Source organism: Pseudomonas sp. GM24 (genome assembly GCF_000282235.1).
Taxonomy (GTDB): domain Bacteria; phylum Pseudomonadota; class Gammaproteobacteria; order Pseudomonadales; family Pseudomonadaceae; genus Aquipseudomonas.
Genome location: NZ_AKJR01000200.1, coordinates 68 through 15,463, shown reverse-complemented (window position 1 = coordinate 15,463; position 15,396 = coordinate 68). Strand labels below are relative to the sequence as shown.

10 protein-coding genes are annotated in these 15,396 nt (G+C 60.4%); 8 read left to right on the top strand and 2 right to left on the bottom strand.

From position 1 onward, the window contains the following. Nucleotides 1–110 precede the first annotated feature (110 nt). Both PMI23_RS21675 and xthA read right to left on the bottom strand, forming a co-directional pair. Nucleotides 111–1,445: a substrate-binding domain-containing protein gene (locus PMI23_RS21675; protein ID WP_007917229.1), complete on the bottom strand. Its 1,335-nt coding sequence runs from the start codon at nt 1,443–1,445 to the stop codon at nt 111–113. 188 nt (nt 1,446–1,633) lie between these two features. After that, nucleotides 1,634–2,446: an exodeoxyribonuclease III gene (gene xthA / locus PMI23_RS21670; protein WP_007917227.1), complete on the bottom strand. Its 813-nt coding sequence runs from the start codon at nt 2,444–2,446 to the stop codon at nt 1,634–1,636. A 320-nt stretch (nt 2,447–2,766) separates the two neighbouring features. Here xthA and PMI23_RS21665 point away from each other — a divergent pair, with 320 nt between their 5' ends. The 8 genes from PMI23_RS21665 (at nt 2,767) to PMI23_RS21630 (ending at nt 15,376) form a co-directional block, all read left to right on the top strand. Further along, nucleotides 2,767–3,417, top strand: a complete 651-nt coding sequence (locus tag PMI23_RS21665) for a GNAT family N-acetyltransferase (RefSeq protein ID WP_007912451.1) — start codon at nt 2,767–2,769, stop codon at nt 3,415–3,417. Nucleotides 3,418–3,483: 66 nt separating this feature from the next. After that, nucleotides 3,484–5,211: an autotransporter assembly complex protein TamA gene (locus tag PMI23_RS21660; RefSeq protein WP_007912453.1), complete on the top strand. Its 1,728-nt coding sequence runs from the start codon at nt 3,484–3,486 to the stop codon at nt 5,209–5,211. Continuing rightward, on the top strand, nt 5,208–8,882 hold the full coding sequence (locus PMI23_RS21655; RefSeq protein WP_007912454.1) for a translocation/assembly module TamB domain-containing protein: 3,675 nt from the start codon (nt 5,208–5,210) through the stop codon (nt 8,880–8,882). The genes PMI23_RS21660 and PMI23_RS21655 overlap by 4 nt, the downstream gene beginning before the upstream one ends. Nucleotides 8,883–9,000: 118 nt before the next feature. Further along, a complete protein-coding gene (locus PMI23_RS21650) occupies nt 9,001–10,320 on the top strand; it encodes a hypothetical protein (RefSeq protein ID WP_007950119.1) in 1,320 nt (439 codons plus the stop codon). 229 nt (nt 10,321–10,549) lie between these two features. After that, on the top strand, nt 10,550–11,032 hold the full coding sequence (locus PMI23_RS21645) for a MarR family winged helix-turn-helix transcriptional regulator (RefSeq protein ID WP_007912459.1): 483 nt from the start codon (nt 10,550–10,552) through the stop codon (nt 11,030–11,032). Further along, the gene (locus PMI23_RS21640; protein ID WP_007912461.1) at nt 11,022–12,491 is read left to right on the top strand and encodes an efflux transporter outer membrane subunit; all 1,470 of its coding nucleotides are present in this window, start codon (nt 11,022–11,024) and stop codon (nt 12,489–12,491) included. Before PMI23_RS21645 ends, PMI23_RS21640 begins: the two co-directional genes overlap by 11 nt. Before the next feature lie 15 nt (nt 12,492–12,506). Then, the gene (locus tag PMI23_RS21635) at nt 12,507–13,709 is read left to right on the top strand and encodes an HlyD family secretion protein (protein ID WP_007912463.1); all 1,203 of its coding nucleotides are present in this window, start codon (nt 12,507–12,509) and stop codon (nt 13,707–13,709) included. 137 nt (nt 13,710–13,846) lie between these two features. Then, nucleotides 13,847–15,376, top strand: a complete 1,530-nt coding sequence (locus tag PMI23_RS21630) for a DHA2 family efflux MFS transporter permease subunit (RefSeq protein WP_007912465.1) — start codon at nt 13,847–13,849, stop codon at nt 15,374–15,376. The last annotated feature ends 20 nt before the right edge of the window (nt 15,377–15,396 follow it).

Here is a 15,396-nt window from a genome sequence, read left to right as displayed (position 1 = left end):
AGCTCCCACAGGGATCTCCAGTGAACACAAATTTTGTGAACACCAGAGAAATCTGTGGGAGCTGGCTTGCCAGCGATGGCGTCAGCAGGTGCAACACATCAACATCAGACTCAATACACCCAAACCTCAACCCGCCGATTCTTGATCCTGCCCTCATCCGCATTGTTCGCCGCCACCGGCATCAACGCGCCAAAGCCACGAACCTCACGCAACACCACGCCGTTTTTCACTAACTCCCGCCGCACCGCCATCGCCCGCAGCTTCGACAGCAGATCCGCCCGCGCCGGGTCATCCTTGGCATCACCAAACCCGACCAATGTCACCGCGCGCTCGGTCTTGTCATGGCGCTTTATATAGTCGAACACCCGTGCCAGATCCTGCCGCGCCTTGTTATCCAGACTCGCGCTGCCTTCTTCAAACCGGAAATTCACCGTCAGACGCTGGGCGTGACGGCTGAGGGATTGATAACCCTCGGGCATCAGCGCATTCGGCGCGACGCTCATGGCATGCACGGTCTGACTGATGAAACCGTTGGCGGCGACAATTGCCTGGCCCTGACGACTTTGCGCAAATGTCACCAATGCCTTTGCCCACGGATTCTTGCTGTCGGGCGGCAGATAGAAGAACAAGCGCCGCGACAGTGGATAGTCTTCGGTGGCGATCAGGCTGTTCAGCGGCAACATCGATTGCGACGCGCCATCGGCAATGGCCACGGCTTTGGCCTGGCGCACGTAGGGTAAACCGATGAAGCCGATGCCTTGTGGATCCGCGCTGACGGCGTCGGATAATTGCTCGCTGGACTCAAACCTTTTCGCGTTGCTGCTCAGACTTTTCCCACGCCGGCTCAGGACCAATTCCTTAAACGTGTCGTAGGTACCGGACTGATCATCGCGCGCGTATAAATGAATGGCGCCGCCACGTCCGCCGAGGTCTTCCCAGGTTTTCACCTCACCACTGAAGATCCGCGCCAGTTGCTCTGTGTCGAGTTGATGCAGTGGATTGTCGGGATGAAGGATGATCGCCAGGCCATCGATGGCGATGACTTGCTCGGCGGCCGGGCTTTTCAGATCGCCAAGCGTTTGCAGGCTGAGCAGCTCACTGTCCTTGATCTCGCGAGAGGACGCCGCCAGATCGGCGCTGGCATTTTTCAACGCGGTGAAACCGGTGCTGGAACCGTGGGCGGCGACTTCAACGACCACGCGTTTGCCTTCGTGGGTCTGGCCGACGATGCGCAATTCATTGGCGGTGTCCGGGGTTTCGCGGTGGATTTTCAGCAGGCCTTGCTCTTGCAGCAGGCCCTCAACGAGTGCTGGGCCGAGTTCGGCGCCGATGGTGTTGGAACCTTGAATGCGCAGCGCCGGGCCGTTTTCAGGAAGGGGCAGGGCGGCGGCCGAAACCGTCAGCCACGCACTCAAGAGAAAAACGCACAGAACACGCAGGGTCATGCCGGCACCGAATCAAGCCAAGGGGATTGCCGGGGAGATTAAGTCAGGCGCATGACCGAAAGATGACACCGATTCAATGTAGGAGTGAGCCTGTTCGCGATAGCGGTGTACCGGTCAACATTTATGTCGTCTGATTCACCGCTATCGCGAGCAGGCTCACTCCTACAGGTATTCCGTAAGGCTGGGGATCAGCTGAGCTCAAGCCAGATCGGCGCATGATCGGACGGTTTTTCCATCCCGCGCAATTCATAGTCAACACCGGCGGCCTTCACCCGTGGCAACAAACCATGCGACGCCAGAATCACGTCAATGCGCAGGCCACGCTTCGGCTCATCCTCAAACCCACGGCTGCGGTAATCGAACCAGCTGAACATATCGGTCACGTCCGGGTTCAGGTGGCGATAGCTATCCGTCAGGCCCCAATTCTTCAAGCGCGCCATCCACTCGCGTTCTTCCGGCAGGAAGCTGCATTTGCCGGTTTTCAGCCAGCGCTTCATGTTGTCCGGGCCGATGCCGATGTCGCAATCTTCCGGGGAAATGTTCACATCGCCCATCACCACCAGCGGCTGCTCGTTGTGGAACTGGCTTTCCAGTAGCGTTTGCAGATCGCTGTAGAAACGCTGCTTGGCCGGGAATTTGGTCGGGTGGTCGCGGCTTTCGCCCTGTGGAAAATAGCCGTTCATGATGGTCACCGGCACGCCATTGGCGTCGGCGAAGGTGCCCCAGATAAAGCGGCGCTGGGCGTCTTCTTCGTCGGTGGCGAAGCCTTTGTGGATGGCGATCGGTTCCTGACGCGAGAGCATCGCCACGCCGTAATGGCCTTTCTGGCCATGGAAGTACACGTGGTAGCCGAGGGCGCGGACTTCTTCGAGCGGGAACTGGTCGTCGTGGACTTTGGTTTCCTGCAGGCCGATGACGTCCGGCTGATGTTTTTCGATCAGCGCTGCCAGCTGATGCGGACGGGCGCGCAGTCCGTTGATGTTGAAGGAAACGATCTTCATGGTCGGCAGTCCTAGCAAAAGGGCGATGCTAGCTGACATGGGGGAGATGGGCCAGTGTGGGAGAAATCATTTTGGCCTGTGGGACATGTGTTGCCTCGGAGGGCCCCATCGCTGGCAAGCCAGCTCCCACAATGTCCGCGTCGTTCATAACATTCATGTACACCAGAGAAACCTGTGGGAGCTGGCTTGCCAGCGATGGGGCCAACCCGGTCGATGAAGATCCCGAGTTGGTCTATACCTGTGGGGAACTGTGTCACTGCCAAAAGGTTCGTACCAACAAGAGCGCCGCCATTTGAACGCGCCCGGGGAGAATCACCGTCATGCCTGAAACCCAGACCGCCATCGCCGACATTCATATGCTCGACCGCGGCTACTCGCGCGAAGCCCGCTCGCTGCTTTATCAGGCCTATCGCCACGAACCGACCTTCGGCTACCTGTTCGAAGCTGAGCGCCCCGGCTACGAACAGCGCGTGCGGGCAACGGTGCGCGAACTGGTCAAACAACACTTTCTGCAGGATCTGCCGGCCATCGGCCTGCTGGTCAACGACCGCCTGATCGGCATCGCCCTGATCGCGCCACCGCAACGCCGTTTGGGCATCACCGAAAGCTGGGCGTGGCGCCTGCGCATGGTGCTCAGCACCGGTTTCCGCTGCACCCGCCGCTACCTTGAATACCACGATGCCGTTGCCGCCTGCGTGCCCAGCGATTCCGTGCACATGCTGCCGCTGCTGGGGATTCACCCGCAGTTCCAGGGCAAACATTTCGGCGAGCAATTGCTGACGGCGGTACACAACTGGTGCGCGGTCGACGAAACCTCGCAAGGTGTGGTGCTCGACACCGGCAACCCGCGTTATCTGGAATTCTATAAAAGGCAGGGTTACGAGGAGATCGGCGAGGTTGCCGTCGGACCGGTGCGCGAACACGTATTTTTCCACGCCAACCCGCAGGTGTTACAAACTGCAACAGCATAACAATCGAACTTCTGGGGAAATTTCCTGTTCTATCACGCTCCCAAGCCCGTGATAGCATCCGCGCCTATGAAGTTTCCAGGAAGATTTACCAGTGGCGTGCTCCTGCTGTTAACCAGCTGCGCGGCGCTGGCGCAAAGTGAATTGGATGTGCGGATCAAACCGTCCAACGATGAACTCAAGGCCAATATAGAAGGCTATATCGGCAGCCTCGGCGATCGTGACGAAGAAGCCCTGCAGCGCTTCAGTCGCGGTGCCGAAGAGCAGGCGCGCAAAGCGGCCCAGGCGTTGGGCTACTACCAGCCGCAGATTGAAAGTGACGTCAAGGGCGGCGACAAGCCGCGCCTGGTGTTGAACATCGATCCCGGCGAGCCTATTCACCTGCGCAACGTCACCATTCGTGTCGACGGCCCGGCTGCCTCCCTCAAATCCTTTCGTGTACCGAAAAGCGATGCGCTCAAGTCCGGCGCGGTGCTCAACCATGGGCGTTACGAAGACGCCAAAAGACTTATTCAGAATCAGGCCTCGCGCTTCGGTTTCTTCAGTGGCCATTTCACCAGTCAAAAACTCATGGTCGACCCGCGCGCCGGGGTGGCCGACATCGAACTGATCTACGACAGCGGCCCGCGTTATGCGCTGGGCAAAGTCAAATTCGAAGGTGACACGCCGTTCGACGAAGACCTGCTGCAACGCATGGTGCCGTTCAAGGAAGGCGAACCGTACGACTCCGAGCTGATCGCCGAGCTGAACCGCGATCTGCAATCGAGCGGCTATTTCGAAGGCGTGCGCGTCGATGCCGCACCGACCACGGCGAAAAATGACGTGATCCCGGTGGAGGTCAAACTCGACACGCGCAAGCCACGGACCATGGGCCTGGGCCTCGGTTATTCGACCGACGTCGGCCCGCGCATCAAAGCCAACTGGACCCGCCACTGGGTCAACCCGCAAGGCGACAGCTATGGTTGGGAAGCCGAGCTGTCGGCGCCACGGCAAAACGTCGGGCTGTTCTACGATATCCCGCTCGACCCGCCACTGACCGACAAACTGCGTTGGGCCGGTGGCTATCAATTCGAAGACATCGACGGCTCCGATACGCTGAGCAAGCTGCTGACCTTTGGCCCGGAATGGCACAGCAAATTACCGAGCGGCTGGCAGCGGGTGATCTCGCTGAAATGGCAGCGCGAAGAATACGAACTTGGTGACGACTCAGGCCTGAGTACTTTGCTGATGCCCGGCATCAGCTACTCGTACCTGAAAAGCGACAACCGTATCGACCCGCACAACGGCTATCGCCTGAGCTTCGAGAGCAAAGTGGCGAAGGAAGGCCTCGGCTCGGACAACAACCTTTTATATGGCACCGCGCTGGTCAAAGGCCTGACCACGGTATTCGACAAACACCGCTTCCTTGGTCGTGTGCAGGTCGGCGGCAGCGCCACCAACGGCTACAACTCGGTGCCGCCGTCGCTGCGCTTCTTCGCCGGTGGCGATCAGAGCGTGCGCGGTTACGACTATCAGAGCCTGTCGCCGAAAAACTCCGACGGTGACCGGATCGGCGGGCGTTACATGGTCGCCGGCAGCGTCGAGTATCAATACTCGATCGCCGAGAAATGGCGCGTCGCGACTTTCGTCGACCAGGGCAACTCTTTCAACAAACTCGAACTGCCGAACCTCAAGACCGGGGTCGGTATTGGTGTGCGCTGGGTCTCGCCGGTCGGGCCGATCCGCCTCGACCTGGCCCACGCACTCGATGACGATGGCGGCATCCGGCTGCACTTTTCCATGGGGCCTGAGCTGTGAAGCGTGGTTTGAAAATTACGGCGCTGGCGTTGTTGGCGCTGGTGTTGTTGATTGTGTTGAGTGTCACCGCCGTACTCGGCACGGCGGCCGGCAGCCGCTGGGTGTTGGGCCTCGTACCGGGTCTGACAGTGGAGAATTTCCAGGGACGCCTCGGCGGACAATGGAGTGCCGATCATCTGCTGTGGCAGCAGGACAGCAGCCGCGTCGAACTGAACAAGGCAATCTTCGCTTGGTCACCGCTGTGCCTGACCCGTATGACCCTGTGCATCGAACAGCTCAAGGCCGATCAGGTCATTTTGCAATTCCCGCCGAGCGAAGAAACCTCCGAGAGCGGCCCGATCAAACTACCGGATCTGCAATTGCCGGTGGCCATCGAACTGGGCGACGTGCAGGTCGGCAGCCTGTTGTTCAACGGCAGCGAACAGCTCAAGGGCCTGCAACTGGCGGCGCACTGGACCGCGCAAGGCATGCAGATCGACAGCGTGAAATTGCAGCGCGACGACCTCAGCCTGAACCTGTCCGGCACACTTGAACCGAGCGGCAACTGGCCGTTGAACATCGCCGGTGACCTCACCCTGCCATCCCCGGGCACTGGGCCGTGGTCACTGGCGTTGAAGATCGACGGCGACCTGTTGAAAACCCTCAACCTGCACGCCGACAGCCGTGGTTACCTCGACGGCCAGTTGAGCGGCGAACTGCAACCGCTGGTTGAAAACCTGCCGGCGAAAGTGCGCATCACCTCCGAGGCGTTCAAACCGAGCGCTGATTTACCGGACACTCTGCAACTCAATCAATTGCTGTTGACCGGTGAAGGCGACCTGAAAAACGGTTACCAGCTCAACGGCAACGCCACGCTGCCCTCCGACAAAGGTCCGGTAGCGTTGTTGCTCAAAGGTAAAGTCGACGCCAGCGGCGCGCAGATCGCCGGCCTTGATCTGACGGCCAACGACAAGCAAAGCCTGAAACTCACTGGCAGTGTCGATTGGAGCAAAGGCCTCAGCGCGCAAGCCAATATCAACTGGCAGGATTTTCCGTGGCACCGGCTCTATAACGAAATCGACGAGCCACAAGTTGCCTTGCGTACGTTCACTGGTGAAGTCTCCTACACCGACGGCCAATATCTCGGTAACTTCGCCGCCGCACTGGATGGCCCGGCGGGCGCGTTTACGTTGAGCAGTCCGTTCAGCGGCAGCCTTAAACAGATCGCTTTGCCGCAATTGAAAATGCAAGCCGGGCAGGGCAAGGCTGAAGGGCACGTCAATGTGCAGTTCGCCGACGGTATTGCCTGGGACACGGCGCTGGATCTGTCGGCGCTCAACCCGGCGTACTGGGTCGCCGAGTTGCCGGGCACTTTGGCCGGGCCGCTGAAAAGCCAAGGCGAAATGAAGAACGAACGCCTGAGTCTCACCGCCGACCTCGACTTGAAGGGCAAATTGCGCGGGCAACCGGCGATCCTCCAGGCCAAGGCTGACGGCGCGGGTGAGCAGTGGAACCTGAATGCCCTGCAAATCCGCCTCGGTGACAACAGCATCAACGGCAAGGGCAGCCTGCAACAGAAACTCACCGGGCAGATCGACATCAAGCTGTCGCGCCTGGCTCAGCTCTGGCCGCAACTGCGCGGGCAGGTGAACGGCCAGGTCAATGTGGCCGGCACGCTGAAGGCGCCGCAGGGCAAACTTGGCCTGCAAGGTTCGCAACTGGCGTTCCAGGACAATCGCCTGCAAAGCCTCAATCTCGACGCCACCCTCGACAGCGCGCAACGGGCGAAAATCGATCTGAAAGGCAGCGGGATTCAGGCAGGTGACACCAACCTTGGCGTGTTGACCGCCAGCGCCCAAGGCGACATCAAGAACCAGAAACTCAACCTCGACCTGATCGGGCCGAAACTGAAACTGGCCCTTGGTCTGGATGGCAATCTGGACAAGGGCAACTGGCGCGGGCGTTTAGCCAGCGGCGACATTCAGGCCGGTGGCCAGGACTGGAAACTGCAAAGCCCGGCCAAGCTAGAACGTCTGGCCGACGGCAAAATCAACTTCGGCGCGCATTGCTGGATGTCCGGCGACGCCAGCCTGTGCGGTGAAGATCAGCGTCTGATGCCAGAGCCGAAACTGCGCTATCACCTCAAGCAGTTCCCGATCGAAAGCCTCGCGCAATGGTTGCCGAAAGACTTTGCCTGGAAGGGCAAGCTCAACGCCGATCTGCAATTGGATCTGCCGGCCAGCGGCCCCAACGGCGTGGTCAGCATTGACGCCAGCGGCGGCACCTTGCGCATGAAGGAAAAGGACCAGTGGCTGGATTTCCCGTATGAGACCCTGAAACTCACCAGCAAACTCACGCCCAAGCGCGTCGACACCGAACTCAATTTCGTCGGCGGCAAACTCGGCGAGTTGCTGGTGCAGGCGCAGCTCAATCCACTGCCGAAAAACAAACCGCTAAGCGGCTCGTTCCGCCTCAGCGGGCTGGATCTGTCGGTGGCGCGGCCGTTTGTGCCGATGGTTGAAAAGCTCACCGGCCGCCTGAATGGCAGCGGCACGATTTCCGGCGGATTGCTTGCACCGCTGGTCAACGGCACCGTGCAACTCAGCGACGGCGAAGTGTCCGGCGCCGAGTTGCCGATGGAGCTGCAGAACCTGCAACTCACCGCGCTGATTGCCGGCGAATCGGTGCGCCTCGACGGCGGCTGGAAAAGCGGCAAGGCCGGGCAGGGCAGCTTGACGGGGAACGTCGCTTGGGGCCAGGCGCTGGTGGTCGATCTGGCGCTCAAGGGCACGCAATTGCCGGTCACCGTCGAGCCGTACGCCAAGCTGGAAGTGGCGCCGGACTTGAAGATTTCCATGGCCGGCGACGAACTGAAGATCGCTGGCAAAGTGCAGGTGCCCAAAGGCGAAATCACCGTGCGCGAATTGCCGCCATCAACGGTGAAAGTCTCCGATGACACGATCATCGTCGGCGCGCAGACCGAAGAGGGCAAACCACCGCTGGCGATGAAAATGGACATCGACGTGGTGGTCGGCGAAGACAAACTGGCCTTCGCCGGTTTCGGCCTGACCGCCAACGTGCAAGGTCATGTGCACATCGGCGACAACATGGATACCCGTGGCGAGCTGTGGCTCAACGACGGCCGCTACAGTGCCTACGGCCAGCGCCTGCAAGTGCGCCGTGCACGTCTGTTGTTCGCCGGCCCCCTCGATCAGCCGTATCTGGACATCGAAGCGATTCGCCAGACCGACGACGTGATCGCCGGTATTCGCCTGAGCGGCAGCGCCGAGCAGCCGACCACACAGATCTTCTCCGAGCCGGCGATGAGCCAGGAGCAGGCGCTTTCCTATCTGGTCCTCGGCCGACCGCTGAGCACCAACGGCGAAGACAACAACATGCTCGCGCAAGCGGCGTTGGGTCTGGGCTTGATGGGCAGTTCCGGGGTCACCAGCAGCCTCGCCAAGGATCTGGGGATTCAGGACTTCCAGCTCGACACGGCGGGCAGCGGCGATGCCACCAGTGTTGTGGCCAGCGGCAATATTACCGAGAAGCTCAGTTTGCGTTATGGCGTGGGCGTGTTTGAACCGGCCAGCACCATCGCGCTGCGCTACAAGCTGAGCAAGAAGGTTTATGTCGAAGCGGCCAGTGGCGTGGCCAGTTCGCTGGATATTTTCTACAAGCGCGATTTCTAACGCGCGTTTCCCATCGCCGGGTCGCGTCGCTGCGATCCGGCTTTTGCAGAATGAATTAGACTCAGCGCTACTTGAATGCTGCGCGATTGGCGGCTGCCCGAAAACAACAGAGACGCCTATGATCCGCTTGAGTATGGTCTTGCTCGGTCACGAATTCGTCCGCAAGCGTTGGTCTGCGCTGGCGCTGACGGGCATCGTCTGGGGCGCGGCCGGTGTGGGCATCTTCATTGATGCGCTGGACGGGGTTTTGTATTTTCCGCTGCATCTCTTCGGCTATCTGTTGTTGCTCGAAGCGCTGATCCTGCTGCTGGTGCCGGCACCGCAAGCCGGAACTGCTGCGGCCCTGCGCAGAGCGCGCGGACTGGCTTTTCTCTTGCTGGGGCTGCTGATTGTCGACCGGCAACATGCCGCCGGGCTGATTCTGGCGGTGCTGTTTGGTGGGGCTTTTCTGCTCGATGGCGGCTTTCGGTTGGCGGCGGCGCTGGTGGTGCGCTTTGTCGGTTGGCAGGTGTCGTTGCTGGCGGGGTTGTTCGAAATCGGCTTTGGCGTGTTTATCCTCGAGCCGTATCCGACGCTGTATAAGGGCACGGTGCCGTTTTGCATTGGCATGAGCCTTTTCCTGACCGGTTGCGCCTTGTTGCGGCAAGCCGTGCGCTTCAAAAACCAGCTGCCGCTGACGAGTCCTGCTGCAGTGAGTGCGCCGACCAGCAGCGACGCGATGGTGATTCACGTCTGGACCCCCAGTGGCACCGTCGACGACACCTTAGTGCGCAATCGTCTGCTCAACCGCTACATCGCGGCGGTCGACATCAATGGCGTTATCTCCGCCGGTCACGCGGCACTGGAATGTGGTCCGGACATTTACATCAGCCATTACCCGCAGGACGACATTGATCGTTCGGCAGGGGATTTTGTGCGCTTGCTGCGGGCGACGCCGAACAACGATGTTGCCGGCAGGTTTTTGCCGGATTATGCGGGGGAGGTGGCTGACTGGTGTCCGTCTTCGGTGCAGGTCAGTTTTGCCCATTACGACGCCCGGCGCCTGCATGCGTTCTGGACTGCGTATCGGCAGAACAGCACGTACAACCTGACCAGTCGCAATTGTTCCAGCGCCGTCGCTCATAGCCTCGAAGCGGCCCTTGAGGGAGCGATGAACCGGGGCCATTCGAGCATGCTGGATTTCGCCCGGGTCATTTTCAGCCCCGAGTTCTGGGTTGCCGCGCAAGTGCGCAAACGGGCAGAGGCGATGGCGTGGACGCCCGGACTGGTGCTCGATTATGCGCGGGCGTTGCATGCCGCCATCGAGCCGGCACCGCCGGGCTGGCACAGCATTTATGCGGTGAGCAAGCGTGCGTTTGGGTATGTGGGCGCTGCGTTGCGGGGGCGCGAGGTACATCCTGTGCAGCCGCCACCTGTGCATCCAACTGACGAATCCTGACCGACTTCACACCGAGTCGCTCCAATCGCGAGCAGGCTCACTCCTACATTTGAAATGCGTTCCCTTGTAGGGGTGAGCCTGCTCGCGATGGCGTCCGCCTGTGCAACACAAAAACCAACTCCACTGGTCAACTAATTGCAAAGCAACCTAACTATTGCGTTGACATTCGCTGCCTAGGCAGTAACATCTCGACATACATTCACTGCCTAGGCAGTTATTAGGTGAGCAAATGAAGCATTTCACCCCGGACGAATTCAAACATTGCCATTTCGGCCTGTTGCTTGGCCGTGCTGCGCTGCTCAAGGACCGGATCATCGACACCCACATGGAACCCCACGGCATCACCGCCGCGCAGTTCAAGGTGTTGATCATCATGGCCCAGTTCGGCGTCGACACCCCGGCCGAGCTGTGCCGGCATCTGTCGCTCGACAGCGGTTCGATGACACGCATGCTCGATCGTCTGGAGCAGAAAGGCTTTCTGGCTCGCCAGCGCAGCGAAGGCGATCGCCGTCAGGTGCAGCTCAAGCTGACCGAACAAGGCCAGCAACTGGCCGATCGCTTGCCGCACATCGGCGCCGACGCGATGAATGAACTGGCCGGCGCCGTCACTCCGGACGAGTTGAAGACCCTGGAATACATCCTCAAGAAAATCCTGCTGGCAGCCGGTGACCCGATCACCATCCAGCGGTTAGGTGAACACAATGAGCGGTAAAACCTTGCGCAGCAGCCTGACGCTGGTGCTGTCGGCGATGATCCTCGCCGGTTGCGCCAACTACAGCGGCCTCGACACTCAAGGCAAAAGCCTTGATGCGAAAAGCCTCAATGCCAGCCAGTCCCTCAACGGCGTGACCCTGTCGCCGGCCGCGTGGCCGAAAAGCGACTGGTGGACCAGCCTCGGCGATCCGCAACTCGACGGCTTGATCCACGAAGCCCTTCACGACAGCCCGGACATGCAAATCGCCGAAGCCCGCGCGCATCAGGCCAACGCCGCTGCGTACGCCGCCGATGCCGAACGTTATCCGACCCTCGACGCCAGCGCCGGCATCAGCCGTTCGCGTCTGGCCAAGGATCAGGATCCGCTGGGGCAGGGCGATGCCTACGCCACCGTGCGTAACGTCAGCGCCGGGTTCAATTACAACTTCGACCTCTGGGGCGGCCAGCGTGATGCCTGGGAAGCTGCACTCGGTCAGGCCCGCGCCGCTGAAGTTGATCGTCAGGCTGCGCAGTTGACCCTCGCCGCTGATGTCGCTCGCGCTTACAGCGATCTCGGTCAGGCGCACATCGTTTATGACTTGGCGAACGAAGACCTCAAACGCACCAAGCAGATGCTCGACCTGAGCCAGCGTCGCCTCAATTCCGGTATCGACAGTCAGTACCAGTTCCAGCAAACGCAAAGTCTGGAAGCCAGTTCCGAGGCCAGCCTGATCGACGCGGAAAAACGCTTGAACAGCGCCAAGATTGCCTTGGCCGTGCTGCTCGGCAAAGGCCCGGATCGCGGCAACGAAATCGCCCGACCGAAAGTCCTGCAAGCCAGCGCGGTCGCCGTGCCGTCAGTGTTGCCGGCGGAACTGCTCGGTCGGCGCCCGGATCTGGTCGCTGCGCGCTGGCGTGTAGAAGCGGCGAGCAAGGATATCGACTCGGCGAAAACCCAGTTCTATCCGAACCTGAACCTGACGGCCTCGGCCGGCGCCGAATCCCTTTTGGGTGACGCGATGTTCGGCTCGGCCAGTCGCTTCTTCAACATTGCCCCGACCATTTCGGTGCCGATCTTCGACGGCGGACGCCTGCGCGCCAACCTCGATGCGCGCGACGCCGATTACGACCTGGCGGTGGCGCAGTACAACAAAAGTCTGGTGAAAGCACTGGGCGATGTCAGCGACACGATCAACCAGTTGCGTGACATCGGCCGGCAGATCGGTGCGCAGCAACACGCCACCAACATTGCCCAAGACTCTTACAACACCGTCGTCCAGCGTTACGGTTCCGGCATCGGCAACTACCTGGACGTGCTCAGCATCGAGCAGCAATTGCTGCAGGCCCAGCGTCAACTGGCCAACCTCAATGCCGAGCAGATCGACCTGTCGATTCAACTGATGCAAGCGCTGGGCGGCGGCTTCCAGGGTGACACCCTGACCGCAGCCAACGCCAGCCCAGCCACGCCGCACAACTAATTCAAGGTACTTGTCATGGCCACTGCCGAAAACACCCAAGCTCAAGGCAACACCCCGGACACCGGTAACCCGCGCAAACGCAAAGTCATGCTGCTGGTGCTCGCCGTTGTCATCGCGCTCGCCTGCGCCGGCGTCTGGGCGTATCACGAATTCATCGGGCGCTTTAACGAAAGCACCGACGACGCCTACGTCAACGGTAACGTCGTCGAAATCACCCCGCTGGTGACTGGCACCGTGGTCAGCATTGGCGCGGATGATGGCGATCTGGTTCACGAAGGTCAGGTGCTGATCAACTTCGACCCGAACGACGCTGAAGTCGGTCTGCAAAGTGCCCAGGCGAAGCTGGCGCGCACCGTGCGTCAGGTACGCGGCTTGTACAGTAACGTTGACGGCATGAAAGCCCAGGTCAACGCGCAGCAGGCCGAAGTGCAGAAAGCCCAGGACAACTACAACCGCCGGAAAAACCTCGCGCAGGGCGGGGCGATTTCCCAGGAAGAACTGTCCCACGCTCGCGATGACCTGACCTCGGCGCAAAACGCCCTGGCCAACGCCAAACAGCAATTGAAAACCACCAGCGCGCTGGTTGATGACACCGTGGTGTCGTCGCATCCGGACGTGATGTCGGCCGCTGCCGATCTGCGTCAGGCCTACCTGACCAATGCCCGCAGCACGTTGATTGCGCCGGTCACCGGTTACGTCGCCAAGCGCACCGTGCAACTCGGTCAGCGCGTGCAGCCGGGCACGGCGTTGATGGCGGTGATTCCGCTGGATCAACTGTGGATCGACGCCAACTTCAAGGAAACCCAACTGCGTGACATGCGCATCGGTCAGCCGGTCGATATCGAGTCCGACATCTACGGCAGCGACGTGAAGTACAGCGGCACCGTCGACAGCCTCGGCGCCGGCACCGGTAGCGCGTTTGCTCTGCTGCCAGCGCAGAACGCCACCGGTAACTGGATCAAGATCGTGCAGCGTGTGCCGGTGCGGATTCACATCAACGCCGAAGAACTGGCCAAGCATCCGCTGCGCGTCGGTCTGTCGACCAATGTTGAAGTGAACCTGCACGACCAGAGCGGCCCGGTGCTCGCACAGCAGCCACCGCAGAAAGCCTCGTTCAGCACCAACGTCTACGACCGCCAACTGGCTGAAGCCGACGCGATGATTGCGCAGCTGATCCACGACAACAGCGCAGCGGTGAGCAAAACCGCACAACGCTGACCTGCACTGACTTTGTAGGAGTGAGCCTGCTCGCGATAGCGGTGTGTCAGACCCAATTCCTCGACTGATACACCGTTATCGCGAGCAGGCTCACTCCTACAGGGCTGCGGCGACCATCAGGTTTCATAGGATTCACAATGAGCAATAACGCCTCTTTCACGCCGCCCAGCCTGTTGCTCAGCACCATCGGCCTGTCGCTGGCGACGTTCATGCAAGTGCTCGACACCACCATCGCCAACGTGGCACTGCCGACGATTTCCGGCAACCTCGGGGTGAGTTCGGAGCAGGGCACCTGGGTGATCACCTCGTTCGCCGTGAGCAACGCGATTGCGCTGCCGCTGACCGGTTGGCTTAGCCGTCGGTTCGGCGAGGTGAAGCTGTTTCTCTGGGCCACCATTCTGTTCGTGCTGGCCTCGTTTCTCTGCGGTATCTCGACGTCGATGCCGGAACTGATCGGCTTCCGTGTGCTGCAAGGTCTGGTCGCCGGCCCGCTGTACCCGATGACGCAGACCCTGTTGATCGCAGTTTATCCGCCCGCCAGGCGCGGCATGGCCCTGGCGTTACTGGCGATGGTCACGGTAGTTGCGCCGATTGCCGGGCCGATTCTCGGTGGCTGGATTACCGACAGTTACAGCTGGCCGTGGATCTTCTTCATCAACGTGCCGATCGGCATCTTTGCGGTGATGGTGGTGCGTTCGCAACTGGCCAAACGTCCGGTGGAAACCAGCCGTCAGCCGATGGATTACGTCGGACTGATCACGCTGATCATTGGTGTCGGCGCGTTGCAGGTGATCCTCGACAAGGGCAATGATCTGGACTGGTTCGAGTCGAACTTCATCATCATCGGCGCGGCGATTTCGGTGATCGCGCTGGCGGTGTTCGTTATCTGGGAAATGACCGACCAGCATCCGGTGGTGAATCTGCGGTTGTTCGCCTACCGCAACTTCCGCATCGGCACGTTGGTGTTGGTGCTGGGTTATGCCGGGTTCTTCGGCATCAACCTGATCTTGCCGCAATGGTTGCAGACGCAAATGGGCTACACCGCAACCTGGGCGGGTCTGGCCGTGGCGCCGATCGGTATTTTGCCGGTGCTGCTGTCGCCGTTTGTCGGCAAGTACGCGAACAAGTTCGACCTGCGATTGCTGGCCGGATTGGCGTTTCTGGCGATTGGTTTGAGTTGCTTTATGCGGGCGGGATTCACCAATGAGGTGGACTTCCAGCACATCGCGTTGGTGCAATTGTTCATGGGCATTGGTGTGGCGCTGTTCTTCATGCCGACCCTGAGCATTCTGATGTCTGACTTGCCACCTAGCCAGATTGCCGATGGCGCGGGTCTTGCGACTTTTCTGCGGACGTTGGGCGGTAGCTTTGCGGCGTCGCTGACCACGTGGATCTGGATTCGCCGCGCGGATCAGCATCATGCGTATATGAGTGAAAGCATCAGCACTTTCGAACCGGCGACCCGCGAGACCTTGAATCAGTTGGGCGGGGCGAGCCAGTCGGCTTATGCGCAGATGGATCAGATCCTCACCAGCCAGGCGTACATGCTCTCCACCGTGGATTACTTCACGCTGCTGGGCTGGGGGTTTATGGGGTTGATTCTGATTGTGTGGCTGGCTAAGCCACCGTTTGCCGCGAAGGCGGGGCCGGCGGCTTCAGGGCACTAAGGTCAAAAGCCCCTCACCCT